This is a genomic window from Streptomyces sp. NPDC048514, from assembly GCF_043199955.1.
In the GTDB taxonomy this organism is placed as follows: domain Bacteria; phylum Actinomycetota; class Actinomycetes; order Streptomycetales; family Streptomycetaceae; genus Streptomyces.
The window spans coordinates 600,543-625,905 of the sequence record NZ_JBICWT010000004.1; the positions used below are offsets into that span (position 1 = coordinate 600,543).

General features: G+C 71.3%; 30 protein-coding genes. 16 read left to right on the forward strand and 14 right to left on the reverse strand.

Features of this window, described 5'->3' with window-relative positions:
* Window positions 1–236 precede the first annotated feature (236 nt).
* Both ACGFT2_RS11475 and ACGFT2_RS11480 read right to left on the reverse strand, forming a co-directional pair.
* On the reverse strand, window positions 237–986 hold the full coding sequence (locus ACGFT2_RS11475; protein ID WP_393276115.1) for an HAD family hydrolase: 750 nt from the start codon (window positions 984–986) through the stop codon (window positions 237–239).
* Window positions 986–1,864 carry a GntR family transcriptional regulator gene (locus tag ACGFT2_RS11480; protein WP_393276118.1) on the reverse strand — a complete coding sequence of 293 codons (879 nt, stop codon included), beginning with the start codon at window positions 1,862–1,864 and terminating at the stop codon, window positions 986–988. The genes ACGFT2_RS11475 and ACGFT2_RS11480 overlap by 1 nt, the downstream gene beginning before the upstream one ends.
* A 160-nt stretch (window positions 1,865–2,024) precedes the next feature.
* Between ACGFT2_RS11480 and ACGFT2_RS11485 the strand changes: the two genes are divergently transcribed.
* Complete coding sequence (locus tag ACGFT2_RS11485; protein ID WP_393276121.1) at window positions 2,025–2,213, forward strand: hypothetical protein; 189 nt, start codon at window positions 2,025–2,027, stop codon at window positions 2,211–2,213.
* Here the strand turns inward: ACGFT2_RS11485 and ACGFT2_RS11490 are convergent.
* From ACGFT2_RS11490 to ACGFT2_RS11500, 3 genes are all read right to left on the reverse strand, one after another.
* Window positions 2,208–3,116: a winged helix-turn-helix domain-containing protein gene (locus tag ACGFT2_RS11490; RefSeq protein ID WP_393276123.1), complete on the reverse strand. Its 909-nt coding sequence runs from the start codon at window positions 3,114–3,116 to the stop codon at window positions 2,208–2,210. The genes ACGFT2_RS11485 and ACGFT2_RS11490 overlap by 6 nt on opposite strands.
* 330 nt (window positions 3,117–3,446) lie before the next feature.
* Window positions 3,447–4,694 (reverse strand): GNAT family N-acetyltransferase, encoded by a 1,248-nt coding sequence (locus ACGFT2_RS11495; protein ID WP_393276126.1) that lies wholly within the window; start codon window positions 4,692–4,694, stop codon window positions 3,447–3,449.
* A gap of 206 nt (window positions 4,695–4,900) precedes the next feature.
* A complete protein-coding gene (locus tag ACGFT2_RS11500) occupies window positions 4,901–5,494 on the reverse strand; it encodes an aerial mycelium formation protein (RefSeq protein WP_393276129.1) in 594 nt (197 codons plus the stop codon).
* Window positions 5,495–5,653: 159 nt separating this feature from the next.
* On the opposite strand from ACGFT2_RS11500, the gene dtd reads away from it, so the two are divergent.
* Window positions 5,654–6,079, forward strand: a complete 426-nt coding sequence (dtd, locus tag ACGFT2_RS11505; protein WP_393276132.1) for a D-aminoacyl-tRNA deacylase — start codon at window positions 5,654–5,656, stop codon at window positions 6,077–6,079.
* A gap of 121 nt (window positions 6,080–6,200) precedes the next feature.
* On the opposite strand, the gene ACGFT2_RS11510 is transcribed toward dtd, so the two are convergent.
* From ACGFT2_RS11510 to ACGFT2_RS11520, 3 genes are all read right to left on the reverse strand, one after another.
* Window positions 6,201–7,166, reverse strand: coding sequence for a YgfZ/GcvT domain-containing protein (locus tag ACGFT2_RS11510; protein ID WP_393276135.1), 966 nt, complete (start codon window positions 7,164–7,166; stop codon window positions 6,201–6,203).
* A 9-nt stretch (window positions 7,167–7,175) separates the two neighbouring features.
* The gene (locus ACGFT2_RS11515) at window positions 7,176–7,613 is read right to left on the reverse strand and encodes a Fur family transcriptional regulator (protein WP_393276138.1); all 438 of its coding nucleotides are present in this window, start codon (window positions 7,611–7,613) and stop codon (window positions 7,176–7,178) included.
* A gap of 124 nt (window positions 7,614–7,737) precedes the next feature.
* A complete protein-coding gene (locus ACGFT2_RS11520) occupies window positions 7,738–8,313 on the reverse strand; it encodes an FABP family protein (RefSeq protein WP_393276141.1) in 576 nt (191 codons plus the stop codon).
* Window positions 8,314–8,697: 384 nt separating this feature from the next.
* Here ACGFT2_RS11520 and ACGFT2_RS11525 point away from each other — a divergent pair, with 384 nt between their 5' ends.
* Entirely contained in the window at window positions 8,698–9,060 is a 363-nt protein-coding gene (locus ACGFT2_RS11525; RefSeq protein ID WP_393276143.1) for a DsrE family protein, read from the forward strand.
* Window positions 9,061–9,103: 43 nt separating this feature from the next.
* On the opposite strand, the gene ACGFT2_RS11530 is transcribed toward ACGFT2_RS11525, so the two are convergent.
* Window positions 9,104–9,367 (reverse strand): DUF3099 domain-containing protein, encoded by a 264-nt coding sequence (locus tag ACGFT2_RS11530; protein WP_393276145.1) that lies wholly within the window; start codon window positions 9,365–9,367, stop codon window positions 9,104–9,106.
* Between the two features lie 130 nt (window positions 9,368–9,497).
* Here ACGFT2_RS11530 and ACGFT2_RS11535 point away from each other — a divergent pair, with 130 nt between their 5' ends.
* From ACGFT2_RS11535 to ACGFT2_RS11550, 4 genes are all read left to right on the forward strand, one after another.
* Window positions 9,498–10,244, forward strand: a complete 747-nt coding sequence (locus tag ACGFT2_RS11535; RefSeq protein WP_393276147.1) for a DUF2993 domain-containing protein — start codon at window positions 9,498–9,500, stop codon at window positions 10,242–10,244.
* 269 nt (window positions 10,245–10,513) lie between these two features.
* Complete coding sequence (locus ACGFT2_RS11540; protein ID WP_350751515.1) at window positions 10,514–10,594, forward strand: Ms5788A family Cys-rich leader peptide; 81 nt, start codon at window positions 10,514–10,516, stop codon at window positions 10,592–10,594.
* 129 nt (window positions 10,595–10,723) lie between these two features.
* On the forward strand, window positions 10,724–11,569 hold the full coding sequence (locus ACGFT2_RS11545) for a sulfurtransferase (RefSeq protein WP_393276150.1): 846 nt from the start codon (window positions 10,724–10,726) through the stop codon (window positions 11,567–11,569).
* Window positions 11,570–11,615: 46 nt separating this feature from the next.
* The gene (locus ACGFT2_RS11550) at window positions 11,616–11,903 is read left to right on the forward strand and encodes a DUF1416 domain-containing protein (RefSeq protein WP_393276153.1); all 288 of its coding nucleotides are present in this window, start codon (window positions 11,616–11,618) and stop codon (window positions 11,901–11,903) included.
* 159 nt (window positions 11,904–12,062) lie between these two features.
* Here ACGFT2_RS11550 and ACGFT2_RS11555 read toward each other — a convergent pair whose 3' ends face one another.
* Window positions 12,063–12,236, reverse strand: coding sequence for a hypothetical protein (locus tag ACGFT2_RS11555; RefSeq protein WP_393276156.1), 174 nt, complete (start codon window positions 12,234–12,236; stop codon window positions 12,063–12,065).
* Window positions 12,237–12,400: 164 nt separating this feature from the next.
* Here ACGFT2_RS11555 and ACGFT2_RS11560 point away from each other — a divergent pair, with 164 nt between their 5' ends.
* Both ACGFT2_RS11560 and ACGFT2_RS11565 read left to right on the forward strand, forming a co-directional pair.
* On the forward strand, window positions 12,401–13,243 hold the full coding sequence (locus ACGFT2_RS11560; protein ID WP_393276349.1) for a helix-turn-helix transcriptional regulator: 843 nt from the start codon (window positions 12,401–12,403) through the stop codon (window positions 13,241–13,243).
* A complete protein-coding gene (locus ACGFT2_RS11565; protein WP_393276158.1) occupies window positions 13,225–13,431 on the forward strand; it encodes a DUF397 domain-containing protein in 207 nt (68 codons plus the stop codon). Before ACGFT2_RS11560 ends, ACGFT2_RS11565 begins: the two co-directional genes overlap by 19 nt.
* A gap of 215 nt (window positions 13,432–13,646) precedes the next feature.
* On the opposite strand, the gene ACGFT2_RS11570 is transcribed toward ACGFT2_RS11565, so the two are convergent.
* The 3 genes from ACGFT2_RS11570 to ACGFT2_RS11580 are packed head-to-tail and all read right to left on the reverse strand — an operon-like array spanning window position 13,647 to window position 16,193.
* Entirely contained in the window at window positions 13,647–15,026 is a 1,380-nt protein-coding gene (locus tag ACGFT2_RS11570; RefSeq protein ID WP_393276161.1) for a hypothetical protein, read from the reverse strand.
* 4 nt (window positions 15,027–15,030) lie between these two features.
* Window positions 15,031–15,285: a MoaD/ThiS family protein gene (locus ACGFT2_RS11575; RefSeq protein WP_393276164.1), complete on the reverse strand. Its 255-nt coding sequence runs from the start codon at window positions 15,283–15,285 to the stop codon at window positions 15,031–15,033.
* A gap of 56 nt (window positions 15,286–15,341) precedes the next feature.
* The gene (locus ACGFT2_RS11580; RefSeq protein WP_393276167.1) at window positions 15,342–16,193 is read right to left on the reverse strand and encodes an alpha/beta hydrolase; all 852 of its coding nucleotides are present in this window, start codon (window positions 16,191–16,193) and stop codon (window positions 15,342–15,344) included.
* Window positions 16,194–16,372: 179 nt separating this feature from the next.
* On the opposite strand from ACGFT2_RS11580, the gene ACGFT2_RS11585 reads away from it, so the two are divergent.
* The 6 genes from ACGFT2_RS11585 (at window position 16,373) to ACGFT2_RS11610 (ending at window position 22,083) form a co-directional block, all read left to right on the forward strand.
* Window positions 16,373–17,152 (forward strand): response regulator transcription factor, encoded by a 780-nt coding sequence (locus ACGFT2_RS11585; RefSeq protein ID WP_393276170.1) that lies wholly within the window; start codon window positions 16,373–16,375, stop codon window positions 17,150–17,152.
* 106 nt (window positions 17,153–17,258) lie between these two features.
* Entirely contained in the window at window positions 17,259–18,284 is a 1,026-nt protein-coding gene (locus ACGFT2_RS11590; protein WP_393276173.1) for a LacI family DNA-binding transcriptional regulator, read from the forward strand.
* A 100-nt stretch (window positions 18,285–18,384) separates the two neighbouring features.
* A complete protein-coding gene (locus ACGFT2_RS11595) occupies window positions 18,385–19,470 on the forward strand; it encodes a S1C family serine protease (RefSeq protein WP_393276176.1) in 1,086 nt (361 codons plus the stop codon).
* A gap of 73 nt (window positions 19,471–19,543) precedes the next feature.
* Window positions 19,544–19,780 (forward strand): hypothetical protein, encoded by a 237-nt coding sequence (locus tag ACGFT2_RS11600; RefSeq protein ID WP_393276178.1) that lies wholly within the window; start codon window positions 19,544–19,546, stop codon window positions 19,778–19,780.
* A gap of 90 nt (window positions 19,781–19,870) precedes the next feature.
* Window positions 19,871–20,605 carry a response regulator transcription factor gene (locus ACGFT2_RS11605; RefSeq protein ID WP_393276181.1) on the forward strand — a complete coding sequence of 245 codons (735 nt, stop codon included), beginning with the start codon at window positions 19,871–19,873 and terminating at the stop codon, window positions 20,603–20,605.
* Entirely contained in the window at window positions 20,602–22,083 is a 1,482-nt protein-coding gene (locus ACGFT2_RS11610) for an ATP-binding protein (RefSeq protein WP_393276184.1), read from the forward strand. Before ACGFT2_RS11605 ends, ACGFT2_RS11610 begins: the two co-directional genes overlap by 4 nt.
* A 296-nt stretch (window positions 22,084–22,379) precedes the next feature.
* Here the strand turns inward: ACGFT2_RS11610 and ACGFT2_RS11615 are convergent, their stop codons facing one another.
* Complete coding sequence (locus ACGFT2_RS11615; protein WP_393276187.1) at window positions 22,380–24,179, reverse strand: bifunctional metallophosphatase/5'-nucleotidase; 1,800 nt, start codon at window positions 24,177–24,179, stop codon at window positions 22,380–22,382.
* Between the two features lie 168 nt (window positions 24,180–24,347).
* On the opposite strand from ACGFT2_RS11615, the gene mshD reads away from it, so the two are divergent.
* A complete protein-coding gene (gene mshD / locus ACGFT2_RS11620) occupies window positions 24,348–25,274 on the forward strand; it encodes a mycothiol synthase (RefSeq protein WP_393276189.1) in 927 nt (308 codons plus the stop codon).
* The last annotated feature ends 89 nt before the right edge of the window (window positions 25,275–25,363 follow it).

Genomic DNA, 25,363 nt, shown 5'->3' on the forward strand with positions numbered 1-25,363 from the left:
CCGCTCCGGGTAGATCGCGCGAGAAGGACGGGAAAGACGGGTCGGTGCATCGGGACGGCGTCGCAGGACATGTCAGGAGAAACGGTATTCCCGGGCAGGTCCGATACGGCCTTCCGCACCGGCCGAGTGGCCCAACGGGCAGCCCGCCACTCACCTGTGCGGGTCCGACGGCCGGGGACCGGCTCGTCGCCTTCCCTCGGCACACGGGTCCGGGCGGTGGCCCGGATTGCCGCATGCTAGCGCACGGGACGTCTGCTGCGGAGCAGCCACAGCAACGGTTCCAGCGACCGGACGACGTGACCGGCGCCCGCCGCCCTGAGGCCCTTCTCCTTGAGGGCGCTCCGCGCGAAGCCCAGGAACGGGACACCGGCTTCGCGGGCCGCGTCCAGGTCCGAGGCCGAGTCGCCGATCATCACGGCGGCGGACGGGGCCGCGCCCATCGCCTTCAGTGCGCGGTCGAGACAGTGCGGGTGCGGCTTGAGATGGTGCAGCTGCTGAGTGCGGCCGTACAGGTGGGGGGCGAAGCAGTCGGTGAGGCCCCGGGTCTCCAGGTAGCTGTGGGCCGCCCGGGGGGAGTTGTTCGTGGTGACGGCGAGCCGGGCGCCGACGGCGGTCCAGGTGCGAACGAGCGGGTCGGCGTAGGCGGTGGGCAGCGCGGAGGCGGCGGCCCGCAACTCCTCCTGGGTGAGCCGTTCCTCCAGTTCGGCGACCAGGTCGCTGCCCGGGCGGCGGCGCCCCACGGCACGCAGGACGACCTGCGGGTCGAGCGTCTCCCGCTCGGCGTCGGTGAGCAGCCCCCGCAGGCCGCGGTTCTCCAGCCACTCCACCAGCTCCGCGGCCACCCGTTCCGCCTTGTGCCCGGCGAAGAGGCGGCAGATCGGCCCGTCGAAGTCCCACAGCACGACCTGAGCACGGGCGATCAGTTCCCGTAGCCCTTCGATCTCTTTCGCGCCAGGCGTCGCATCAGAAGTCGCATCAGAAGTCACTAGGAGAGTGTCAGGTCCGTGGTGATGGTTTCCCAGAGGGCATCGAACCACTTCTGCGATTGCTCCACGAACGCCGCGTCCCGCTGCCCGGCCCGCCGCTCGAAGGAGAACAGGAGGGATTCGGAGCCGAGGGTGTCGTACATCTCCAGCATGCCGCTCTCGGTGGGCTCCTCGCGGCGCGTGATCATGTAGTACGCGTACAGCGCCTCCACTCCGTTGAGCAGGTACAGCTTGGCCGGCGGGGTGAACGGCAGGGCGCGGAAGGCGACCTGGACGTCGATGTCGTGGGTGCCGCGCAGCGCCTGGAGGTTGTACTGGAGCACCTGGCCCTGGGCGTTGCGCATCGCCAGCCAGCGCTGGTGGACGGCGTCGTCGTCGCTCCCGGCGTCGACCGAGACCGGGAAGGCGAGGTTGATGTCCCGGGACGGGAGCAGGATGCGGGCGTCGATCCGCTCGGGGCGGACGCGCCCCTCGTGGATGAGGCGCAGCGGCTCACCGAGGGCGGGCATCAGGCTCTGGGCGGTCAGGCAGACCGCGTCGATACGCACATGGGGCGCGGAGAAGGCCTCTGTCAGCCGGGGGGCGAGCGCCACCATGGTCGGCTGGGGTTCCTCGTGGCCGGGCTGCGGCTCGGCGACCCGTGGCGGACTGCCCTTGCTGACGTTGCTGAGCAGCCCGTCCTGCTGGAGTTCCCGCAGGGCCTGGCGTACGGCACCGCGCTCCACCCCGAACTCCTCGGCCAGCTCGGCCTGGGTGGGCAGCCGGGCGCCCGTCCGCAGGGCGCCGGTGCGGATGCGTTCACGCAGGGTGTCGGCGATCTCCTGGGGCGTGAGCCTCCTGCTGCCGTTCACTGCCACGTTCTCCTGGGTCACGACCAAACGCTACAACTTTGATCCATCTAGCGGGAGTTGCCCGCAAGTTGTTTATGAATGGAGACCAAGTGGGGACAACTTAAGTGTAGTTGGTTGCCAACTTTCTCAAGTTGGCGGAGCTTTTGCCTCCCCGCACGTCCCACCGGCAGACCGAAGGGGGAACACCGTGCCTGCCCTCGCTCTCCTCTCCGCCCTGTTCGTGATCGGCTTCGAGCAGCTCGTCCAGTGGAAGTACGGCGCCACCGGCATCGTCGGCATGCTGCTGCTCTCCGTGGGCATCAAGGCCAAGAGCCCGGCGGTCAGCTCCGCCGGCGCCCTGCTGCTCGCGGTGCTGCTCGCGGGCCCCGCCCTATGACGCCAGCACCAGATCCGAACTGATCGTCTCCCACAGCGCGTCGAACCACAGCCGCGACTGCTCCACGAAGGCCGCGTCCCGCTGGCCGGCCCGCCGTTCGAAGGCGAACAGCATGGACCGGGTGCCGTCGGCGTCGTACAGCTCCACGTGCTCGTGCTCGATCTCCCGCTCACGGCGCCCGAGCGTGTAGTACGCGAACAGCGCCTCGGCCCCGTTGAGCAGGTACAGCTTGACCGGCGGGGTGAACGGCAGGGCGCGGAAGAGGATCCGTACGTCGATGCCGTGCGTGGTCCGCAGCGCCAGCAGGTTCTGCCGCAGCACCAGGCCCTGGGCGTTGCGCTGGGCCAGCCAGCGCCGGTGCAGCAGCCCGCCGTCGGCCGCGCCCACCGGCGTCGGGAACGCCAGCTCGATGTCCCGGCTCGGCAGCAGCACCCGCACATCGATCTTGGCCGGTTTCAACTGCCCCGCATGGATCTGCCGCAGCGGCTCTCCGATGGCCAGCGTGAGCGAGACGGCGGTCAGGCACAGCGCGTCGACGCGCACGTGCGGGGCGGCGAAGGAGGCCGCGATGCGCGGCGCGAGCCCCACCGTGGTGGGCTGCGGCGGCGCCGCGGGGCCGGCCGTGTGACGCGCCTGCCCCGGGACCGCGGCCACGGTGGCCGGACTGCCTTTGGAAACGTCGGTGAGCAGGTGCTCCGACTGCAGAATGCGCAAGGCCTGGCGCACGGCGCCGCGTTCGACCCCGAACTCGTCGGCCAGCCTGGCCTGCGTGGGCATGCGCTGGCCCGGCCGCAGCTCGCCGGACCTGATCCGGCTGCGCAGTTCGTCGGCGATCTCGCGGTGTGACCGGCGTGGCCGCTGTGACCTCGTCCGTCCACTGGCGGAGGCGTGCTCCGGGTCCACGGATGAACACTACAACTTCCCGCCATCTTGCGGCAGTTCACCGACAGCTGGTTATGAGACGGTTCCCAACGGAGATAAGTACAGTGAAGTTGGCCACCAACTCGTACAACCTGGTCAAGCCTTCCAGTGGTTGGCCGACCGGGCTCCCTTCCGGAGGGGAGCCGGGAGCCCGGGCAGGCGACGGCCACCGGAGCACACCGCCACGGCGCAGGACCGCACAGCCACAACTGAACAACCGGCACAGCCACAACCGAACATCGGCATCGCACAGCCACAACTGAACAGCTCGCTACGGATGAACAGTCCGCCCGCCACCGGCCGGAGGGAGCCTCAGAAGATGTCCGGGCACCACGGGCGCCCGGGCGAGCGGAACAGGGCGTCGGCCTTCCGGGCGGCGCCCTCTCGTTCTTCCTGGATCCGGCCGAGCGCGGCCAGCCGCAGCGCCGACTCGTCACCGAGCCACAGCCGCGCCAACTCGGCTGCCTCCAGCGTCAGATCGGCGCCCTGTGCACTCGTCGGCGTGCAGGACGCCCCCTCGGGGGAGACCTCCAGCCGGAAGCGTCCCCCGGCCGGCCCGGCCCCGCCCGCGCCGTCCGCGCTGTCCAGGATCTGGAGGACCAGCGAGCCCTCCGCCTCGTACGTCCGCGCCTCCAGGGCCCGTACGACGTCCAGGATGCGCACCCACAGCCAGTCCGCGTGCCCGGTGACGCGGGCCGCGCGCGGGTCCGGCAGATGGAAGGGCAGCAGGTCGTCGGGGCCGCGCCAGCCGGACTTGACCTTGGTGATCCAGTCGATCGAGCACAGGTACCGCCACAGGGCGCGACCGGCCGCAGGGGTCGAGGTGAGGAGCCAGTCGACGTCGGCGGTGTTCTGCGGCTGCTTGCCGTGCCAGCGGTCGTCGGACCGGTACGACACCAGGCCCTCGATCTCGCCGGAGGCCGACCGGTAGGCGGCGTAGAACGGTTCGGTCCACTCGTCGAAGCGCACGGCCCCGGTGTTCACCTCCCACCACAGCTCGTCCCGGCTGACCGCGCCCGGCTGGGCACGGCGGAACCGCTCATGCAGTTCGGGGCCCAGCTTGCGCACGTCCCCGGCGTCCACCAGGTCGATCCGGCCGCCGTCCGCGGGGCCCGACCAGCGGGGGTCGAGGCCGGCCCGGGGGACGTCCACGGTCCACTCGGTCGTCCAGGTCGCCGGCCCGAAGCCGTACCGCCCGTAGATCGGGTACTCGGCGGCCACCAGGGTCGCGACGACGTCGCCGCGTTCCTTCGCCGCGGCCAGGTCCCGACGCATCATCCGGGTCAGCAGGCCCTGGCGGCGGTGCGTCGGGCTGACGGTGACGTTCGAGACCGCGTTCGCCGGCACGGTGGCGCCGCCGACCGCGGTCAGTTCCTGGGCGAAGGAGCGGAAGGTGGCGACGCACCGGCCGCCGTCGAAGGCGCCCAGCCGGCGGCCCGGCACCCGGCGCCGGGCGTCCAGCCGCTCCGGCGCCATGACCGGCGGCCGCAGGAACCCGGTGTTCAGGGCGCGCTGCCAGTCCTCGAAGTCGGCATCGGTGACGGTTCGGACCTCAGTCATGGAGCCACCGTAGGCGGACGGCCCCAGCGTGTCGCCCGCATTTCCCCCGCCCCCGGCCAGACGGGAGACAGCGCCCCGCCGCCGCTGCTCCAGGCACCCGGCCCCGAGGGATCGCGGCGCCCCGCACCTGCTGCTCCCTGGCTCCTCACCGCTCCCTCTCCCGGCGCCCTCGCCCCGCCCACCGGCGGCGTACTCCACCGGGCCGTTCAGATCAGCAGGTCGTCCACCTGTGCCTCGCCCACGCGGTACCGGCGTGCGATCTCCCCGCTGCAGTCGTCGGCCGTGTGCTGCAGCCGCTGCCGGTGCCGGGAGACCTCCTGCTCGTAGCGGACCAGCCGGCCCATGGCGCTGCTCAGTTCCGGATCCGTCCTGGCCTGGAGGTCGGACAGCTCGACCTCGGCGAGCATCTCGGCGGCCAGCTGCCGGTACTCCTCGTTGTGCGGGGTGCCGAGCGTGACATGGCGGGCCGAGGAGCGGTGCCGGGCCGGGGCGTCCTGGAGGATCTCCGGGAGCCGGTCGACCACGGAGCCGTCCGCGGGTGCCGGTACGGCTGCCCGGCCACGCCTGCACAACTCCGCCCGCAGGATGTCGATCCGGCCCTGCAGCAGCCGCCGCACATAGCTGAGGTCCGCCTCGTCGCGCTGGGCGTCGCGGCGCAGGGCGCGCAGTTCGGGCAGGCTCAGCCGGGCCAGTTCGGGCTCGGGAGGCTCCATCGGAAGCGCCGGGCCGTCGCCGCGCTGCGCGGGCGGCCGACACGTCCCATGCGCCCCCGCCCGCCCGCTGGTACTCGGTGTGCTCATGTGGTGGTGACCGTCCCCTCGACCGGCGTGTGGAAGCATGGTGCCACCCCAACCGGCCGCTATGTGACCGAGTGCCCCCGAACGGCCCCAGATGGGCGGTAAGAGATCCATTTTGGACCCCGTGTGGCCGTGTGCGGGGCACCGGGCATGATGGTCCGCATGCGTGCGGTGGTGCAGAGGGTGGACGGCGCGAGCGTCGTCGTGGACGGCGAGACGGTGGGCGCGATCGAGGGCGAGGGCCTGTGCGTCCTCGTCGGGGTGACCCACGAGGACACCAAGGAGAAGGCGGCGCAACTGGCCCGCAAGCTGTGGTCGATCCGCATGCTGCAGGACGAGAAGTCGTGCAGCGACATCGCCGCCCCGCTGCTCGTGATCAGCCAGTTCACCCTGTACGGCGACGCCCGCAAGGGCCGTCGGCCCACCTGGAACGCGGCGGCCCCGGGTGACGTGGCCGAGCCGCTGGTGGACGAGGTGGTGGCCCGGCTGCGGAGCCTCGGCGCGACGGTGGCGACGGGCCGGTTCGGCGCGCAGATGCGGGTGTCCCTGACGAACGACGGCCCGTTCACGGTACTGCTGGAGATCTGAGCACCCCGAGCCCCGAGAGCGCCCCGAAAGGGGCGCGGGAACTGCGCGTTCGGCGACGACGCACCGGCGGCCGCCCGACCGCCCGGCCCCGCCGGAGCCGCGACCGCGGCCCGGTGGCGTCCTACGGCTCGACCACGACCTCCTGCGCCGCCGCCGTCTCTCCGGCCAGCAGCCTCGCGTCGGCCGGCACGTTCCGCTTCACCAGCGCCAGTGCCACCGGCCCCAGTTCGTGGTGGCGCACGGAGGTCGTGACGAAACCGATCTTGCGGCCGTCGGGCCCCTCGTCCGCGAGGCGGATGTCCGTGCCGGGCACCGGCAGGTGGACGTCGCTGCCGTCCAGGTGCAGGAAGACCAGCCGGCGAGGCGGCTTGCCCAGGTTCTGGACGCGGGCGACCGTCTCCTGGCCGCGGTAGCAGCCCTTCTGCAGATGCACCGCCGTACCGATCCAGCCCAGCTCGTGCGGGATCGTACGGTGGTCGGTCTCGAAGCCGAGCCGGGGGCGGTGCTGCTCGACGCGCAGCGCCTCGTAGGCGAGCAGACCGGCGGCCGGGCTGTGCTGTGCCGCGAAGGTCTCCAGGTCGGCGCGCGGCAGGAAGAGGTCACGCCCGTACGCCGTCTCGCGGACCACGACGCCCTCGGGCACCTCGCTGATCGAGCCGGCCGGCAGGTGCACGACCGCGATGTCGGCGGTGCGGTCGGCGACCTCCACCCGGTAGAAGAACCTCATCGACTCCAGGTACGCGATCAGCGCGTCCTCGGTGCCGGGTTCCACGTGGGCCCAGACCGTCGTCCCGTCGTCCACCAGGTACAGGGCGTGCTCGATGTGGCCGTGCGCGGAGAGGATCAGCGCCTCGGTCGCCTCGCCCGCGGGCAGTCCGCTGACGTGCTGGGTGAGGAGCAGATGCAGCCAGCTCAGCCGGTCCTCGCCGCTGACGGCGAGGACACCGCGGTGCGACAGGTCGACGAAACCGGTGCCGTCGGCCAGGGCACGCTGCTCACGGAACAGGTCGCCGTAGTGGGCGGCGACTCCTTCGTCCACCCCTTCGGCGGAAACGGCGCCGGGCAGGGACAGCAGGGGGCTCTTCATACGGCAAGCCTACGACGTGGTACTTGAACCCTTCAGGGAGCAGTCCCGGCACCGGCCGAAGATCGCGAAATGCTTCATGTCGGTGTCGAACCCGAACTGCCGGCGCAGCTTGGCCGTGAACTCGGCCGCCACCTCGACGTCGGCCTCGATCACGTTCTCGCAGTCCCGGCACACCAGGTGCAGATGGTGATGGCGGTCGGCGAGGTGATAGGTCGGCGCACCGTGGCCGAGGTGGGCGTGGCTGACCAGGCCCAGTTCCTCCAGCAGCTCCAGCGTCCGGTAGACGGTGGAGATGTTGACCCCCGACGCCGTCTTCCTCACTTCCACGAGGATGTCGTCGGGGGTCGCGTGCTCGAGGGTGTCCACGGCTTCGAGGACAAGCTGCCGCTGCGGCGTCAGCCGGTAGCCGCGCTGCCTGAGGTCGCTCTTCCAGTCGGTGCTCACCACACCGGAAAGTCTAGAGCCACCGGCCCGCAAGCCCCACGTGGCCGCCCGGCCACTCGCCCGGGCGGCTGCCGCACCACTCGCCCGCGCAGGCTGCCGGAAGGCATCCGCGCCGCTGCCGGGCGGCCTACTTGAAGAAGGCGATGCCGTCGTCCGGCATGTCGTCCGGCAGGGCCTTCGCCCAGCGCTCGACGTCCTCCGGGGTGACGACCTTCTTCAGCTGGGCGGACATGTAGGGGCGCAGCTCGACCTCGGGGGTCTGCTTCTCGCCCACCCACATCAGGTCGCTCTTGACGTAGCCGTACAGCCGCTTGCCGCCGGTGTACGGCTGCGAGGCGGACGTACGCGCGACGGCGTCCGTGGCCAGATCGATCTGCGGCTTCTTGTCGGCCATCTCGCCGTACCAGATCTCCACCGTGCCGTCGTCGCGGGTCATCGTGACCTCGACCTTGCGGTCGGCGTCGATCCGCCAGAAGCCGGACTCCGACTCCAGCGGACGGACCTTGTCGCCGTCCTGGTCCAGCACCCAGGTGTGCGAGTGGTACTCCAGGAAGTCCCGGCCGTCGTGGGTGAAGCTGACCTCCTGCCCGAAGTTGCACTTCTGCGAGCCGGGGAAGTCGTGCACGCCCGCGCCGGCCCAGTTGCCGAGCAGGAAGGCGAGCGGGACGAGGTCCTTGTGCAGGTCGGACGGGATCTCGATCATGGCGGAAGCTTTCCTAGGTGTGGATCAGCGCTGGCCCTGGTACAGCTTCTTCACGGTCAGACCGGCGAAGGCGAGGACGCCGACGCAGACCAGGACCAGCAGGATTTCGAAGAAGGTCTCCACGGGTGCTCCTTGAGCGAGGGTCGGGGGCCCCCGGCACGAACGTCCGGGGGAATACGACAGAGCCGGGCCCCAGCTTACGCGGCCGGGACCCGGGGCTCTCGGTGAGGTGCGCGGTGGCGGGCTCGGTCGAGCAGCTGCTTCTGCAGCATCCGCGCAGGGGCGTGCGGTCGCCGGCACTCGCGTACTCCGCGAGGAACACGTTGTGCGGCACCCGTCGGCTCTGCCGCATGGAGTCGAGGGGGTGCGGATTACGCTTCGGGCATGGCGAAGAAGCTCGTTATCAAGGTGACGGCGGGGGCCGACGCCCCCGAACGCTGCTCGCAGGCGTTCACGGTGGCGGCGGTGGCCGTGGCCAGCGGGGTCGACGTCTCGCTGTGGCTGACCGGGGAGTCGTCCTGGTTCGCGCTGCCGGGGCGGGCCGCCGAGTTCGAGCTGCCGCACGCGGCCCCGCTGCCCGCCCTGCTCGACTCGATCCTCGCGGCCGGCCGCATCACGCTGTGCACCCAGTGCGCGGCCCGGCGGGAGATCACGGAGGAGGACGTCATCGAGGGCGTCCGGATCGCGGGCGCGCAGGTGTTCGTGCAGGAGGCGCTGGGGGACGAGACGCAGGCGCTCGTCTACTGACGCCGGCCCCCGAAGCCGGCCGGCCCCGCGCCTCGGGCAGGCCCTAGCGGGGCGGGCGCTTCTTGCCGTCCAGTTCGTCCCACCAGTCGTCTGACTGCTCGTCTCCGGAGGGGTCGTCCCACCAGCGGTCGTCCGGGCCGCGCCGGTTGGCGACCATCGCGGCGACGGGCGGGATGACCATGGCGAACACGCACATGCCGACGGCCGCCGGCACCGACCACAGGCGCACGAGCCCCCACGCCAGGACGAAGAGCCCGATGCAGGTCCCCATCATGACGAAGTAGATGTGCCGCCTGCGCGCGTACATGACTCCAGCGTAGGGCCGGAAGCGCTTGTCACAAGTGATCCACAATTTCCGCCGGGAACGGTCGGCGGCGTTACCGTGAGGTAGCCGTACCGGACTCCGCACGCCGTCACCGACCCGGGGGATAGACCACATGCGCGCCCTGCGAATACTTCTGATCCTCGTCGTGGTCCTGGGCGGGCTCTTCGTGATCGCGGACCGGGTCGCCGTGCACTTCGCCGAGGGCGAGGCCGCCGACAAGCTCAAGTCGACGGAGAACCTGGCGGCCACCCCGGACGTGGACATCAAGGGCTTCCCGTTCCTCACCCAGGTCGCGGGCGGCTCGCTGGACGACGTCGAGGTCGGCATCAAGGACTACGAGGCGGCCACCGGCAAGCCCGGCCAGACCATCCGCATCGACGACCTCCAGGCCCACATGAAGGGCGTCGACTTCTCCGGCGACTACAGCTCCGCCACCGCGGCGAGCGCCACCGGCACCGCGAAGATCGCCTACGACGAGCTGCTCAAGACGGCGAAGGCCGAGCCGACCGACGTGGGCTTCGGCGTCAAGGCGGAGGTCGTCGGCCTCTCCGACGGCGGCAACGGCAAGGTCAAGGTGGCGGTCCGGGTGAAGGGCACGGTCGCGGGGGCGGTACCCGTCGACCGGACGCTGTCCGTGCTCAGCTCGGTGACCGTCGAGAACGACCGGCTCCGGGTCCACGCCGACTCCCTGCCCGCGATCAGCGGCCTCGCGCTGGCCGAGAACCGCGTCCGTACGATCACCGACTTCCAGCAGGCCATCGACCAGCTGCCGGGCGGCATCAAGCTGGACAAGGTGCAGGCCGCGCCGGACGGCATGGAGATCAGCGTGAAGGGTTCGGACGTCAAGCTGGCGGGGTAGGCGGTCCGCCGGCTGACCGGACAGGCAGGGTCTGCCGGCTGACCGGACACGGAGTGCCCGCCGACGGACGGGAACGCCGATGATGGACACGGAGTGTCCGACTGGCGAGACGGTAGCGTCCGTGCCATAGCCGCGGCACCCCCCATGTGCGCCCGGAGGCCGTGCGACGGCTGCCCGGGCGCTTTGCGTATCCCATTATCCGGACGATCGCGTCTCGTCATATGACACGCCGGTGACATGTCCGCCCGGACGTCCCTACGATCGACGGCATGAAGCGACAGGCGGACCTCACGAAGCGGCGGGCAGTGGACCTGTGCCGCGTTGCCGCCATGCTCTGTCGCCCTTTCTGAGCGAAAGTCCCTGACTTCCGCATTTCAGCCCCCGCCCTGCTGGAAGGGCTCCCCTGCGTCGCCCACGCCTGGGCGCGCACCCTCTCTCATCGCATGCCCTTGCCGCGACTGCCCCGGAGGAGAAAGAGCATGAGCCGCAGCGACGTCCTCGTCGACGCCGACTGGGTCCAGGGACACCTGGACGACCCGAACATCGCCATCGTCGAGGTGGACGAGGACACGTCCGCCTACGAGAAGAACCACATCAAGAACGCGATCCGCATCGACTGGACCAAGGATCTGCAGGACCCGGTCCGTCGTGACTTCATCGACCAGGAGGGCTTCGAGAAGCTCCTGTCGAAGAAGGGCATCGCCAACGACACCCTGGTGATCCTCTACGGCGGCAACAACAACTGGTTCGCGTCCTACGCCTACTGGTACTTCAAGCTGTACGGCCACGAGAACGTCAAGCTGCTGGACGGCGGCCGCAAGAAGTGGGAGCTGGACGCCCGCGAGCTGGTCGACGGCGGCGACGTGCCCGAGCGCGCCGCGACCGACTACAAGGCCAAGCCCCAGGACACCTCGATCCGCGCCTTCCGTGACGACGTCGTCGCCGCGATCGGCGCCCAGAACCTGGTGGACGTCCGCTCGCCCGACGAGTTCTCCGGCAAGCTGCTGGCCCCGGCCCACCTGCCGCAGGAGCAGTCGCAGCGTCCCGGCCACGTGCCGTCCGCCCGGAACATCCCGTGGTCGAAGAACGCCAACGACGACGGCACCTTCAAGTCGGACGACGAGCTGAAGGAGCTCTACGCCGCGGAGAGCGTGGACCTCGCCAAGGACACGATCGCCTACTGCCGCATCGGTGAGCGCTCGGCCCTGACCTGGTTCGTGCTGCACGAGCTGCTCGGCGTCCAGAACGTCAAGAACTACGACGGCTCCTGGACCGAGTACGGCTCCCTGGTCGGCGTGCCGATCGAGCTCGGCGCCAACAAGTAACCCGTCCCGACCGGCCTTCCGGTCAGACCCCTTACGGAGAATCAGTATGTGTGGAGCGAAGGCCGGCGGCCCGGACGCCTCGACGATCAAGCCCGGCGAGACCACGATCCAGGGCCAGGTGACGCGTGACGGCGAGCCGGTGACGGGTTACGTCCGGCTGCTGGACTCGACCGGCGAGTTCACCGCGGAGGTTCCCACCTCCGCCACGGGCCAGTTCCGCTTCTACGCGGCCGAGGGCACGTGGACCGTTCGCGCGCTGGTGCCCGGCGGCACGGCCGACCGCACGGTCGTGGCGCAGGACGGCGGGCTGGCCGAGGTCGCCATCGCGGTCTGAGGCGACTCGGTTCCGTCGAAGGGCCGCATCCCCTGGGTTGGACGCCAGTGGGGGTGCGGCCCTTCGGCATTCCGCCGGGGGGCCGGCCGCCTCCCGGGTGCGCATCCTTCGCGGCTCGTCGCGCGGTCTCCCCGCGCCCCTCTGCACCACGAGGTCCGTTCAGCCGTGTGCGCGGTGCTCCCGTCGCAGATGCTGACGCAGCAGCACGTTCGCGTCGGTCTCGGCACTGCGGTCGTACTCCGCCTGCGCGACCTCCCGCCGCTCCGCCAGCTCCGTGCAGGCGGCACAGCCGGGGACGGGGCACGGTGGCCGGGTGATGTCGTCCGGTGTCATCGTGGCCGGTTCCTTTCCCTGAAAACGCGTACGCAGCGCGAACCTAGGGCTACGCTGCGTGATCGAGTGCTACGAGCATGGCGCAGGGAAACGGCGTTCGGGCTGTTGAGAGGCCCAACTTCAACGCTGGGCCCACCAAATTCAACAAATTCAACGGGAGCGCGATGCCACAGCGGCTGGTGATCACGGGACGGAGCCAGGAGCCGAGGGAGCGGTTCACCGAGGAGCTACGGCGCCTGAGGAACGAGCGCGGCCTGAGCCTGCGCGACCTCGCCAAGGAGGTGGGCTGGGACTCGTCCCAGTTCAGCAAGATGGAGAGCGGCCGGACCTTGGGCGGCCCGGAGGTCGTACAGGCCCTGGACCAGCACTACGGAACACCGGGCTTGCTGGTCACCCTGTGGGAACTGGCGGTGGCCGACCCGGCACAGTTCAAGGAGCAGTACCGGGGTTACATGGAGCTGGAGGCCGAGGCTGTCAACCTGTGGCACTACGGGGGTGGCACCCTTCACGGGTTGCTTCAGACCCCCAAGTACGCGCGTGAGTTGCTGGCGGCAGGCGGCCTCAGGGGCGAGCTGCTCGAGCAGCAGGTCGAGGCACGTATGGGACGGCGGACCCTGCTGGACGGGGACGACCCCCCGGCGTTCCGCACCATCCTGTCCGAGGCTGCCCTCCGCACGTCGTTGAGCGACGCAAAAGCCTGGCGGGAACAACTGGAGCACCTGGCCGAGGTCTCGGAGCGACCGAACGTCACCCTCCATGTCGTTCCCTTCGGCACGGGGCTGCACGGTCTGATGAGTACCGAGGTGACCTACCTGCGGCTGCTGGACGGTCGTACCGTGGCCTACACCGAGAACGACGTCCGTGGTGAACTGGTCGAGGAAAACGGCACGGTTGAGCGTTTGCAGCGTACATATGATGCGGTGCGCGACCTGGCGCTGTCCCCTGCCGGGTCGCGTCTGTTCATCCTGCGGATGTTGGAGGAAATGCCGTGCGAGCCATCGACCTGAGCGGCGTGACCTGGCACAAGAGCAGCTACAGCAACTCTGACGGCGGCGCCTGCCTCGAAGTCGCCGCCGGCCTCCCCTCCGTCGTCCCCGTCCGCGACAGCAAGGCGCCCGCTCGCGGAGCGCTCCTCTTCGAGGCCGGCGCCTGGGCGGCCTTCGTGGAGGGGGTCAAGCGTGAGGGCGGGCAGTAGCGGGGAGGCGGAGGGCCTGCGGTCACGTTTCCGGGGATCACCCCCGAAACCCCCGGCACCGACTCGCCGACGGTCTGGCTGGACGAGGCGACCGGAGACCTGTTGATCCGGTCGTACGGGGCCACCGAGGCCGACGGGAAGGCCTGCCGGGAGGAGGGATTCCTTCGGCCGGCCCGCCCGTGCGGCACACGGGCGGGTGCCTCCCGAGCCTGCCGCTAGCCCAGCGCGCGTCCGAGCGCCCACACGGCCGGCGCCGCCGCCGACAGGGGCAGGGCGACACCTGCCGTGAAGTGGACGAAGCGGGACGGGTAGTCGTAGCTCGCGACCCGGTGGCCGATCAGGGCGCAGACGGCTGCCCCGGCACCCAGGACGGCCCCCTTCGTGCCGAAGCCGGTCATACCGCCCACGGCCACCCCCGCGCCGGCGGCGGCCAGCAGCGCGACCACCACCGAGGCCGGTGCCGGCAGCGGCAGCGCCCTCGCCAGGACGGCCACCGCCACCGCCGCCGCGCCCACCGAGACGGCGTGCGGGTCGGCGCCGAGGTAGCCGGTCGCGAGGATCGCGAGGGACGCGGAGACGACCGTCGCCATCAGGCCGTACATCCGCTCGTCCGGCGAGGCGTGCGAGCGCAGCTGCAGGACCAGGGAGAGCAGGACCCAGACGCCGAGCGGACCGAGGATCGCCGCGGGCGCGTGGTCGCGGCCCGCGACCAGCACCGCCGCGTCGGCGGCGAGTCCGCCCGCGAAGGCGAGCGCGATGCCCTGCCGGGCCGGCCACATGCCGTTCAGCCGGAACCAGCCCGCCGCCGTCACCGCCTGGAGCAGCACCAGCGGGACGAGCACGGCGTAGGAGCCGACGGGGGCCGCGGCCGCCAGCAGCAGGCCCAGCAGCGCGGTGAGCGCCGCCGGCTGCATGCCGGGCTCGATGACCGGGGAGCGGCCCTCCAGGCGGGCCCGCTGGGCGTCGGTGATCCGGGTGTTCCCGGCGAGCGTCGCGGGACCGTAGGCCGGCTGGGACTCCGACGTGGCGGAAGCCGGCTCCGGTGCGGAGGCGGACGCCGGTGCGGACAACCCCGCCGGTGCGGACGCCGGTTCCGGTGCGGCGTGCGACTCCGGCTGCGGCTGGGGTGCCTGGGGTGCGTACGTCTGGGCGAACGGGTCGGCCTGCCGGTGCTGCTCAGGCGGCTGGTACCCCTGATACGGCTGGTGCTGGTACTGGTGCTGGCTCTGGTTCTGGTGCTGGAGGGGCTGCTCGTACTGCTGCTGCGGGTAAGCCTGCTGCTCCCGCTGCTGGTACGCCTGGTGCTGATACGGCTGCTGCTGTTCCTGCTGCGGGTGGGCCTGCTGCTGGTACGGCTGCTGCCGCTCCTGGCCGGGCGGCGGGTACGGCGTCTCCGCGTCCCGCACCGGCGCGTGGGTCTGCGTCTCCCAGGTCTGCCCCTGCCACTGCTGGGTGAGCTGCGGGTCGTAACCGGACTGCCGGCCGTACTGCTCGTGACCGGGCCACGCCTGCTGCTGGTGCTGCTGGTCCTGCCCCTGCTGCTGGTACGGGTCGTGGCCCTCGTACGGGCCGCCCTGATACGGCTGGTCGCTCATCGCCTCACCCTCCTGCGAACGGCGGGAGCACCTCGACCGTGCCGCCGTCGGCCAGCCGTACCGTCTCATGCGCGCGGGTCCCGACGGGGTCGCCGTCGACGAGGAAGGAGCATCGCTGCAGCACGCGGGTGAGTTCACCGGGGTGTTCCGCACGCACGGCGGCCAGCGCGCCGGCGAGCGTGTCGGCGTCGTACGGCTCCTCGGCGACCCCGGCCGCGGCCTTGGCGGCGGCCCAGAAGCGCACCGTGACCTTGGGCATCTGATTCCTCAATCGACGGCAGGAAAAGACAGGGACAAAAGACAGATGGTGTCAGGCTAGCCCGCCACGGCCGCCGCCCAGTCCCCGATCCGGGCCAGCAGGGCGTCGTCCGCCGCGTTCTCCGCGTGGCCCATGCCCGGCTCCAGCCAGAGTTCGCCGTGGTCACCGGCGGCCTCGGCGAGCATGCGGGGGTGATCGAGGGGGAAATAGCCGTCGCGGTCGCCGTGCACGATCAGCAGCGGCGTCGGCGCGATCCTCGGAACCGCCTCCGCCGGGGAGAGCGGCACCGGATCCCACTCGCGGTGGTGGATGCGCGTGCGCAGGCCGTAGCGGCCCACCACGCGGCCCGCGGGGCGGGTGACCAGCCAGTGCAGGCGGCGCATGGGGGCGGTGCCCCGGTAGTACCAGCGGGCGGGGGCGCTGACGGAGGCCACCGCGTCCACCGAACCGGGTTCGAGGGCCGCGTGCCGCAGCACCACCGAGCCGCCCATCGAGAAGCCGACGGTCACCACACGCTCGTGCCCGAGGCCGCGGGCCCACTCCACGGCGGCGGCGAGGTCCAGCACCTCCTTGTCGCCGACCGTGGAGCGGCCCCCGGAGCGTCCGTGGCCGCGGAAGGAGAACGTGACGACCGCGCCGTAAGCCCGCAGGACGCCCGCCACCCTTCGTACGTGCGGGCGGTCCACGTCTCCCGTGAAACCGGTGGCGACGACGAACACGAGGTCACGTCGGGCCGCCCGGGAGGTTTCCGGCAGCGGTTCGTCCACCCGGGCGCCGGGAACGTATACGGAATCGATCGGGATTCCGTCCGCGGTGTACAGAAACGTCCGGACAGGGCCGCATCTGCTCGTCTCGGGATTCGGACGATCGGTGGAACGTGGCCCGTGACCCGGCGGACGGTTGCTCATGTGGGCTATTCTGCTGGGCAGAGGACTCGGGCAGCGTAGCCCCCGGGTCCTTTTGTGCTTTCGGAAGCGTTGTATACGAAGCGGCGAACCTCAGGTGCCGCGGTGTACGGGGCCTTCGGGAACGCAGAGCAGTGCCGCACCGCACACGTCCTCGCAGGGACCGAGGAGGAACCAGACGTATGAGTTCTCTGCTGCTCCTGACCAACGCCCTCCAGCCGTCGACGGAGGTGCTCCCCGCCCTCGGCCTGCTGCTGCACAACGTGCGGGTCGCCCCGGCCGAGGGACCCGCCCTCGTCGACACCCCCGGCGCCGACGTGATCCTCGTCGACGGCCGCCGCGACCTGCCGCAGGTGCGCAGCCTGTGCCAGCTGCTGCGGTCCACCGGCCCCGGCTGCCCGCTCGTCCTCGTCGTCACCGAGGGCGGCCTCGCCGCCGTCACCGCCGACTGGGGCATCGACGACGTTCTGCTCGACACGGCCGGCCCCGCGGAGGTGGAGGCGCGGCTGCGGCTCGCCATGGGCCGCCAGCAGATCGTCAACGACGACTCCCCCATGGAGATCCGCAACGGCGATCTCTCGGTGGACGAGGCGACCTACTCCGCGAAGCTCAAGGGGCGGGTCCTCGATCTCACCTTCAAGGAGTTCGAGCTGCTGAAATACCTCGCCCAGCATCCGGGACGGGTGTTCACCCGGGCCCAGCTGCTGCAGGAGGTGTGGGGTTACGACTACTTCGGCGGCACCCGCACGGTGGACGTGCACGTACGGCGGCTGCGCGCCAAGCTCGGCCCCGAGCACGAGTCGCTGATCGGCACTGTCCGTAACGTCGGTTATCGATTCGTTACGCCCGAGAAGGGCGAGCGCAAGACCGACGAGACCAAGACGAAGGCGGACCGGGCAAAGACGGAGGAGGCGGACACATCCGCCGTCCCGGACGGTGCGGAACTCCACGCGGACGCGTAGATCCCCGCGGCCGGGCATGAAGACCCTCCGGCCTGGGCATTGCTTCCGCACATCCCGGCACCGATACGCCCTGCCCGGAGCGGGTCAATCCGCGTAGACTCCGCGCGTGGCCAAGGTGACTCGGGATGACGTGGCACGACTGGCGGGTACCTCGACCGCCGTCGTCAGCTATGTCATCAACAACGGACCCCGGCCGGTCGCCCCGGCAACGCGCGAGCGTGTTCTCGCCGCGATCAAGGAACTGGGGTACCGGCCCGACCGGGTCGCCCAGGCCATGGCCTCGCGGCGCACGGACCTGATAGGGCTGATCATCCCGGACGCCCGCCAGCCCTTCTTCGGCGAGATGGCGCACGCGGTCGAGCAGGCCGCCTCCGAGCGCGGAAAAATGGTCCTCGTCGGCAACACCGACTACATCGGCGAGCGCGAGGTCCACTATCTGCGCGCCTTCCTCGGCATGCGCGTCTCGGGCCTGATCCTCGTGTCCCACGCGTTGAACGATCTCGCCGCCGCCGAGATCGACGCCTGGGACGCCCGGGTGGTGCTGCTGCACGAGCGCCCGGAGGCCATCGACGACGTCGCCGTGGTGACGGACGACCTCGGTGGCGCCCAGCTCGCCGTGCGCCACCTGCTGGAACACGGGTACGAATACGTGGCCTGTATGGGCGGTACGGCCGACACGCCGGCCGTGGGCGACCCGGTCTCCGACCACGTCGAGGGCTGGAAGCGGGCCATGGACGAGGCGGGCCTGTCCACCGAGGGCCGGCTGTTCGAGGCGCCGTACAACCGCTACGACGCCTACCGCGTGGCCCTGGACGTGCTGTCCGGCCCGAACCGGCCGCCGGCGGTCTTCTGCTCCACCGACGACCAGGCGATCGGCCTGCTCCGGGCGGCGCGCGAGCTGCGCATCGATGTGCCCGGCGAGCTCGCGGTGGCGGGCTTCGACGACATCAAGGAGGCCGCGCTCGCCGACCCGCCGCTGACCACGGTCGCCTCGGACCGCTCGGCCATGGCCCGGTCGGCGGTCGATCTCGTCCTGGACGACGGACTGCGGATCGCCGGGTCCCGGCGCGAGCGGCTGAAGACGTTCCCGTCCCGGCTGGTGGTGCGCACGTCCTGCGGCTGCACGGGCTGACCCCAGCCGGCCGGTTCCTTCATTTCGGGCAAACGAGGTTCTGCCGGGCTTCTCAGCGAGCACTCAGAGAGCTCTCATCGTGGCGGGGGACTCTTCAGTCATGACCGAGAGCCTCCGCCGCAGCGGCGAGTACGAGTACGGGACCCCGCAGGGTGACGCCCACCCGGGCACGTACGCACAGCAGGGCGGGTACGCCCCGCAGCACGGCTACTCCGCTCCTTCCGCTCCCGCCGCTCCCGTGAACCCCGAGTGGCCCCCTCCGCCGCCGTACGAGCCCCTGCCGGCGGCCGCCCCGGCTCCCGCGCCGAAGCAGAAGCGGACCCGGGGTCCGGTCGGCCTGCTGGCGGCGGTCGCGATCGTCGCCGCGGCGGTCGGCGGCGGCACCGCGTACGGCTTCCAGGAGCTGGCGGGCAAGGACGCGACCGCCTCCGCCGGCACCACCACCAGCGTGGTGCCCACCGGCAAGAAGGGCGACGTCGCCGCGATCGCGTCCGCGGCCGGCCCGAGCGTCGTGGAGGTCAACGCGACCCTGGGCAACGGCTCCTCCACCGGCTCCGGTGTGATCATCACCTCCGGCGGGGAGATCGTCACCAACAACCACGTCGTCTCCGGAGCCACCTCGATCAAGGTGCGCACCAGCGACGGCAAGAGCTACGCCGCCGAGGTCGTCGGCACCGACAGCTCCAAGGACCTGGCGCTGATCAAGGTCAAGGGCGCCTCGGGTCTGAAGGCGGCGCACCTCGGCGACTCCGGCAGCGTCCAGGTGGGTGACTCGGTCGTCGCGATCGGCTCTCCCGAGGGCCTGACCGGCACCGTCACCAGCGGCATCGTCTCCGCCCTCGACCGGGACGTCACCGTCTCCACGGACGAGAACCAGGGCCAGGACCAGGGCGGCGACGGGCAGTGGCCGTTCCAGTTCGGCGGCCGTGACTTCAACGGCGACACCGGTTCGTCCACCACGACCTACAAGGCGATCCAGACGGACGCCTCCCTCAACCCCGGCAACTCCGGTGGTGCGCTGATCGACGCGAACGGCAACGTCGTCGGCATCAACTCCGCGATGTACTCGTCGAGTTCGCAGGCCTCCTCGTCCTCGGACGCGGGCAGCATCGGCCTCGGCTTCGCCATCCCCATCGACACCGTCAAGTCCGACCTGGCCAAGCTGCGGGCCGGCTCGGGGAGTTAGCACCACCCCCGCAACCACAGCAGCCTCTGCACCAGTCCAGCGGTATCCGTCCAACGGCAGCAGGGAGTACGCCATGATCAAGAAGATCCCGCACCAGAGCACCGGCCGCGGTCCCGCCGACATCAACCTGGCCGTCTCGATCGCCTCCGAACTGCACCGGCACATCCCGGCCCCCCGGGCCCCCGAGGTGGCACGGACCCCGGTCCCCGAAATGATGGGACTGCGCACCTCCGCCGCCCGCCCGCACCGCCGCAAGGTGCCGCTGAAGCGCCTGAACACGATGCGCAGCCTGACCGCGCTCGGGGTCTGAGCCCGGTCTGCCGCTTCCCGGCCCGGCGACGTGCGAGGCTGAGGAAGGACCCGACCACACGTCCCACCGCACCCCGAGGAATCGCGAGCGATGAGCCCCGCCGAAGGCGACCGTGACACCCAGCGCATCCTGATCGTCGACGACGAACCGGCCGTACGCGAGGCCCTGCAGCGCAGCCTCGCCTTCGAGGGGTACGGCACGGAGGTGGCCGTCGACGGCGCGGACGCCCTCGAGAAGGCCACGGCCTACCAGCCGGACCTGGTCGTCCTGGACATCCAGATGCCGCGCATGGACGGCCTGACCGCGGCGCGCCGCATCCGCGGAGCGGGGGACACCACCCCGATCCTCATGCTCACCGCCCGCGACACGGTCGGCGACCGGGTGACGGGTCTGGACGCCGGAGCCGACGACTACCTGGTCAAGCCCTTCGAACTGGACGAGCTCTTCGCCCGTGTCCGCGCGCTGCTGCGCCGCAGCTCCTACGCGGTCGCCGGGTCGGCCGAGACCCAGGAGGACGAGGCCCTCACCTTCGCCGATCTGCGCATGGACCTCGCGACCCGCGAGGTGACGCGCGGCGGACGGCAGGTGGAGCTGACCCGCACCGAGTTCACGCTCCTGGAGATGTTCATGGCACATCCGCGCCAGGTCCTCACCCGCGAGCAGATCCTGAAGGCCGTCTGGGGCTTCGACTTCGAGCCCTCCTCCAACTCCCTCGACGTCTACGTCATGTACCTGCGCCGCAAGACGGAGGCCGGCGGCGAGCCGCGTCTCGTCCACACGGTGCGGGGCGTGGGGTACGTCCTGCGCCAGGGCGGCGCGGAGTGAGGAAGCTGGTGCGCCGGTACCGGGCGCTGCCCATCCGGGCCCGCCTCGCCGTGCTGGTGGCGGCGGCGGTGGCCTTCGCGGTGGCGGCGGTGTCGCTCACCTGCTGGTTCATCGTGGAGCGCAAGCTGTTCGAGCAGGTCGACAAGGACCTGCGGAAGACCGCTCAGCCCCAGCGGCTGGGGAACGCGGAGTCCGTGCTCGCCACGTGCCCGCAGCAGCCCACCGGGACCAGTCCCAACGGACTGCGCACCCACGGCACCTACTACTACCTCCAGCTCGTCCGCCGGGACGGCACCGCGTGCGTGTCCGCCGACTCGGCGGGCCGGGTGAAGACCGTGCCCGGCGACCTGGACGTCATCGCCAGGGCCAACCAGAGCACCGGGACGATCACCAGCGTCGAGCGCGAGGGCGTGGACTCCGACGGCGCCCCCGTGCGGGTGCTGACCCAGCCCCTGACGATCAGCAGCCCGAACGGCCGACCCGAGCTCTACCCGGACACGGCGCTGCAGGTCGCCATACCGCTGAAGGCCACGCACGACACCCTCAAGGACCTCGCCCTCATCCTGCTGCTGGTCTCCGGCATCGGCGTGGTCGGCGCCGGCGCGGCGGGGCTCGCGGTGGCCCGCGCGGGGCTGCGCCCCGTCGACAAGCTCACGGACGCGGTGGAGCATGTGGCACGCACCGAGGACCTGGGCATCCGCATCCCCGTGGAGGACGACAGCGAGGACGAGATCGCCCGGCTGTCCCGGTCCTTCAACTCGATGACCGCTTCCCTGGCCAGCTCCCGCGACCTGCAGCAGCAGCTGATCGCGGACGCGGGGCACGAGCTGCGCACCCCGCTCACCTCGCTCCGTACCAACATCGAACTGCTCACCCGCAGCGAGGAGACGGGCCGTCCGCTGCCCGCGGCGGACCGCAAGGCGCTGCTGGCCTCGGTGAAGGCGCAGATGACCGAGCTGGCCTCACTGATCGGCGACCTGCAGGAGCTGTCCCGCTCGGAGGGGCAGCGGGGTGAGCGGGTCCAGGTGGTGGCGCTGCGGGACACCGTCGAGACGGCCATGCGCCGGGCGCGGCTGCGCGGGCCGGAACTGACCATCACGGCGGACCTGGAGCCGTGGTTCGTCCGGGCGGAGCCGTCCGCGCTGGAGCGGGCGATCGTCAACGTCCTGGACAACGCGGTGAAGTTCAGCCCCGAGGGCGGCACGGTCGACGTGCGGCTGAGCGGCGGTGTGCTCACGGTGCGCGACCACGGCCCCGGCATCCCCGAGGAGGAACTCCCGTACGTCTTCGACCGGTTCTGGCGCTCACCCAGCGCACGCGCGCTGCCCGGCTCGGGCCTCGGCCTGTCCATCGTGGCCCGCACCGTCCAGCGGGCGGGCGGCGCGGTCACCCTGACCCCCGCCGGGAGCGGCGGCACGGTGGCGACGGTACGGCTGCCCGGCGCACCGACACCCCCACCGGAGATGCCGGCCGGCTGAGCCGGCCCGCGGTCCGGACGAGGCGTGGGCGGGCAGGCCCGAGGCCCGGACGCGTCCCGAGCAGGGCCGGCCCGAGGTCCGGTTTCGATCCGGCCCGCGGTTCCACGTGAAACGCCCCCCGAGGGGGACCCCCGGGGGGGCGTTTCGGGACCCGTCCGGCAACCCGTCCGCGGCGACCGCACAGACCGTCCCCGCGACCAGGACCGCGACGACGGCCGGCGTCACGAGGCCCCCTCCCCGGCACGCGGCCGGTCACCGGGCCGGCGGCGAGCGAGGGCAGGGGTGCCACACAGGAGCTACCGCGTGATCGTGATCCGGTCGGCCTTCGGCGGGGTGATCGGGTTCGTGGCCGAGGAGTTCGCCGTCAGGTACGCGCCCAGGGCCGCCAGGTCGTCCGAGCCGACCAGGTCGTTCGTGCCCTGGCCCAGCGTCGGGAAGCCGTCGCCGCCGCCCGCGAGGAAACTGTTGGTGGCGACGCGGTAGGTGGCCGCCGGGTCGATCGGGGCGCCGTTCAGGCGGACGGAGTCGGTGACCACACGGTCCGCGCCGGACCTGGTCAGGTCCAGGGTGTAGGTCAGCCCGGCGGACGGCTGGAGGATCTTCGGGGCCGCCGCGTTGGCCCCGCTCACCTGCTCCTTGAGCACCTGGATCAGCTGGGCGCCGGTGAAGTCCTGGAGGTTCACGGTGTTGGCGAAGGGCTGGACCGTGAAGCCCTCGGCGTAGGTGACCACTCCGTCGCCCTCGGCGCCCTTGGCCGCGTAGCTCAGGCCGGCCCGCACGCCGCCCGGGTTCATCAGCGCGAGGCTGGTCCTCGGGTCCAGCTGCTTGCCGTGGGCGAGCTGCGCGTCGGCGATCAGGTCACCCATCGGGGACTCGGTGCCGGTGTTGTCGACGTCGGCGGAGATGTAGCCGATGGGACGGTTGCCGATCGGCGCGGCCAGCGTGTTCCACCGGGTGATCAGGTCGGTCATGTCCGGTGCCCTGGGCACGTCCCGGGTGACCACGCGGTTCGCCGACCTCACCGCCGTACGCGCGATGTCACCGGTGCGCCGGTCGTAGGTGAGCGTGGTGTCGGTGTAGAGGCGGCCGAAGGAGGCCGCGGACGTGACCATGCGGGGCCGGCCGGAGGGGTCCGGCACCGTGCAGACGTACGCGTTGTGGGTGTGGCCGGTGACCAGGGCGTCCACCGCCGGGGTCACGTTCTTCGCGATGTCCACGATCGGCCCGGAGACGCCGGCGCCGGCGCCCGGGGAGTCGCAGTCGTAGTTGTAGGAACCCGAGGCCGGGAAGCCGCCCTCGTGGATCAGGGCCACGATCGACTGCACGCCCTGGCGCTGCAGCACCTTGGCGTACTTGTTGATCGTCTCGACCTCGTCCTTGAAGGCCAGGCCCTTGACGCCGTCGGCGGAGACGATGCCCGGGGTGCCCTCCAGGGTGACGCCGATGAAGCCGATCTTGACGTCCTTCTTCTGCCAGACCCAGTAGGGCCTGAGGATCGGCTTCCGCGTCTTCTCGTTCAGGACGTTCGCGGCCAGGTAGGGGAAGTTCGCGCCCTTGAACTTCTTCTCCGTGTAGCAGCCGTCGGTCGGGTGGCAGCCACCGTTCTGCAGGCGGCCCAGCTCCCTCGCCCCCTCGTCGAACTCGTGGTTGCCGACCGAGGTGACGTCCAGCTTCAGCTTGTTGAGCGCCTCGATGGTGGGCTCGTCGTGGAACAGGCCCGACAGCAGCGGCGAGGCGCCGACCATGTCACCGCCGGCCGCGGTGACCGAGTACGGGTGGCCCCGGCGGGCCTGGCGCAGATGCGTGGCGAGGTACTCGGCGCCGCCCGCGTCGATCGTCTTCGTCGTGCCGTCGGGCTGGAGTTCGGTGACCCGGCCGGAGGAGCCGGCCGGAGGCTCGAGGTTGCCGTGCAGATCGTTGAAGGAGAGGAGCTGGACGTCCTGGTAGCGACTGGGGCGGCCGTGCCCGTGGCCGCCCTTGCCGGCGTGTGCCTGGGCGGGCAGCGCCGCGGTCAGTGCGGCGGCCGTGGCAAGAGCGGCGGTCGTCGCGAGGAAGGCGTACGTGCGTCGTCCGGTGCGCCGGGGTGCGGCTGACATGGGACCCCCCTGTGGGTCGGCTGCGATGAGTGGACCGGCAGCGCAGCCTAAGGTCAACGCGCGTAGCGCGACAGGGGGTTCATGGTTACATCCTGGTTTCCCTTCGCCGATTTCCTTACCGGCTGGGGTGCCGGGACTTCACCCCGTCCGCCCCGTACCCTCGTACGCATGAGCAGCGACGACACCGTACGGGCCTTCCCCTCCCGCTCCATCGAGACCTACTCCGCGCTCACCCCCGAGCAGGCCGAGGCCGTGCTCACCGTGCTCGCCGAGGCCGCCCGGGTCGACGGCCAGCAGCCGGTGTCCGAGCAGGGTCGGCTGCAGCTGCGCGGGGGCGCCCGCCCGGGCGTCTCGCACCTGCTGCTGACCATCGACGGCGAACTCGTCGGTTACGCCCAGCTCGAGGACACCGACCCGGTGGAGGCGCCGGCCGCCGAACTGGTCGTCCACCCCTCGCAGCGCGGGCACGGGCACGGGCGGGCGCTGGGCGCGGCGCTGCTCGCCGCCTCCGGCAAGCGGCTGCGGGTGTGGGCGCACGGCGGGCACTCCGCCGCCCGCCACCTGGCCCAGGTGCTCGGCCTGACCCTGTTCCGCGAACTGCGGCAGATGCGGAGGTCGTTGACCGATCTGGAGCTGCCCGACCCGCGGCTGCCCGAGGGCGTGACCGTGCGCCCCTTCGTGCCCGGCAAGGACGACACGGCCTGGCTCGCGGTCAACGCCGCCGCGTTCGCCCACCACCCCGAGCAGGGCTCCCTGACCCAGCGTGACCTCGACGACCGCAAGGCGCAGGCGTGGTTCGACCCGGCCGGCTTCTTCCTCGCCGAGCGCCGCGGAGAGCTGATCGGCTTCCACTGGACCAAGGAGCACGCCGAGGAGGGCCTGGGCGAGGTGTACGTCCTCGGAGTGCGGCCCGGCGAGCAGGGCGGCGGGCTCGGCAAGGCCCTCACCACCGTCGGCCTGCGCCACCTGGCCCGGCAGGGCCTGCCGACCGCGATGCTCTACGTCGACGCCGACAACACGGCGGCGGTGACGGTGTACGAGCGGCTGGGCTTCACGGTCCACGAGACCGACCTGATGTACCGCACCGAGACCTGACATACAGGGGCGTAACGGGAGGCAAGGGGTGGCCGTCTTGACGACCACCCCTCTCTTGCACCACCCTTTCACTACTCAATTAGTGAAAG

Coding starts and splice junctions, on each gene's coding strand:
- ACGFT2_RS11605 (WP_393276181.1), top strand. CDS start 19,871: ATGAGCCCCGCCGAAGGCGACCGTGACACCCAGCGCATCCTGATCGTC.
- ACGFT2_RS11520 (WP_393276141.1), bottom strand. CDS start 8,313: ATGATCGAGATCCCGTCCGACCTGCACAAGGACCTCGTCCCGCTCGCC.
- ACGFT2_RS11560 (WP_393276349.1), top strand. CDS start 12,401: ATGCCACAGCGGCTGGTGATCACGGGACGGAGCCAGGAGCCGAGGGAG.
- ACGFT2_RS11615 (WP_393276187.1), bottom strand. CDS start 24,179: ATGTCAGCCGCACCCCGGCGCACCGGACGACGCACGTACGCCTTCCTC.
- ACGFT2_RS11525 (WP_393276143.1), top strand. CDS start 8,698: ATGGCGAAGAAGCTCGTTATCAAGGTGACGGCGGGGGCCGACGCCCCC.
- ACGFT2_RS11530 (WP_393276145.1), bottom strand. CDS start 9,367: ATGTACGCGCGCAGGCGGCACATCTACTTCGTCATGATGGGGACCTGC.
- ACGFT2_RS11500 (WP_393276129.1), bottom strand. CDS start 5,494: ATGAGCACACCGAGTACCAGCGGGCGGGCGGGGGCGCATGGGACGTGT.
- ACGFT2_RS11595 (WP_393276176.1), top strand. CDS start 18,385: ATGACCGAGAGCCTCCGCCGCAGCGGCGAGTACGAGTACGGGACCCCG.
- ACGFT2_RS11545 (WP_393276150.1), top strand. CDS start 10,724: ATGAGCCGCAGCGACGTCCTCGTCGACGCCGACTGGGTCCAGGGACAC.
- mshD (WP_393276189.1), top strand. CDS start 24,348: ATGAGCAGCGACGACACCGTACGGGCCTTCCCCTCCCGCTCCATCGAG.
- ACGFT2_RS11600 (WP_393276178.1), top strand. CDS start 19,544: ATGATCAAGAAGATCCCGCACCAGAGCACCGGCCGCGGTCCCGCCGAC.
- ACGFT2_RS11580 (WP_393276167.1), bottom strand. CDS start 16,193: ATGAGCAACCGTCCGCCGGGTCACGGGCCACGTTCCACCGATCGTCCG.
- dtd (WP_393276132.1), top strand. CDS start 5,654: ATGCGTGCGGTGGTGCAGAGGGTGGACGGCGCGAGCGTCGTCGTGGAC.
- ACGFT2_RS11575 (WP_393276164.1), bottom strand. CDS start 15,285: ATGCCCAAGGTCACGGTGCGCTTCTGGGCCGCCGCCAAGGCCGCGGCC.
- ACGFT2_RS11510 (WP_393276135.1), bottom strand. CDS start 7,166: ATGAAGAGCCCCCTGCTGTCCCTGCCCGGCGCCGTTTCCGCCGAAGGG.
- ACGFT2_RS11585 (WP_393276170.1), top strand. CDS start 16,373: ATGAGTTCTCTGCTGCTCCTGACCAACGCCCTCCAGCCGTCGACGGAG.
- ACGFT2_RS11550 (WP_393276153.1), top strand. CDS start 11,616: ATGTGTGGAGCGAAGGCCGGCGGCCCGGACGCCTCGACGATCAAGCCC.
- ACGFT2_RS11495 (WP_393276126.1), bottom strand. CDS start 4,694: ATGACTGAGGTCCGAACCGTCACCGATGCCGACTTCGAGGACTGGCAG.
- ACGFT2_RS11555 (WP_393276156.1), bottom strand. CDS start 12,236: ATGACACCGGACGACATCACCCGGCCACCGTGCCCCGTCCCCGGCTGT.
- ACGFT2_RS11540 (WP_350751515.1), top strand. CDS start 10,514: ATGAAGCGACAGGCGGACCTCACGAAGCGGCGGGCAGTGGACCTGTGC.
- ACGFT2_RS11535 (WP_393276147.1), top strand. CDS start 9,498: ATGCGCGCCCTGCGAATACTTCTGATCCTCGTCGTGGTCCTGGGCGGG.
- ACGFT2_RS11570 (WP_393276161.1), bottom strand. CDS start 15,026: ATGAGCGACCAGCCGTATCAGGGCGGCCCGTACGAGGGCCACGACCCG.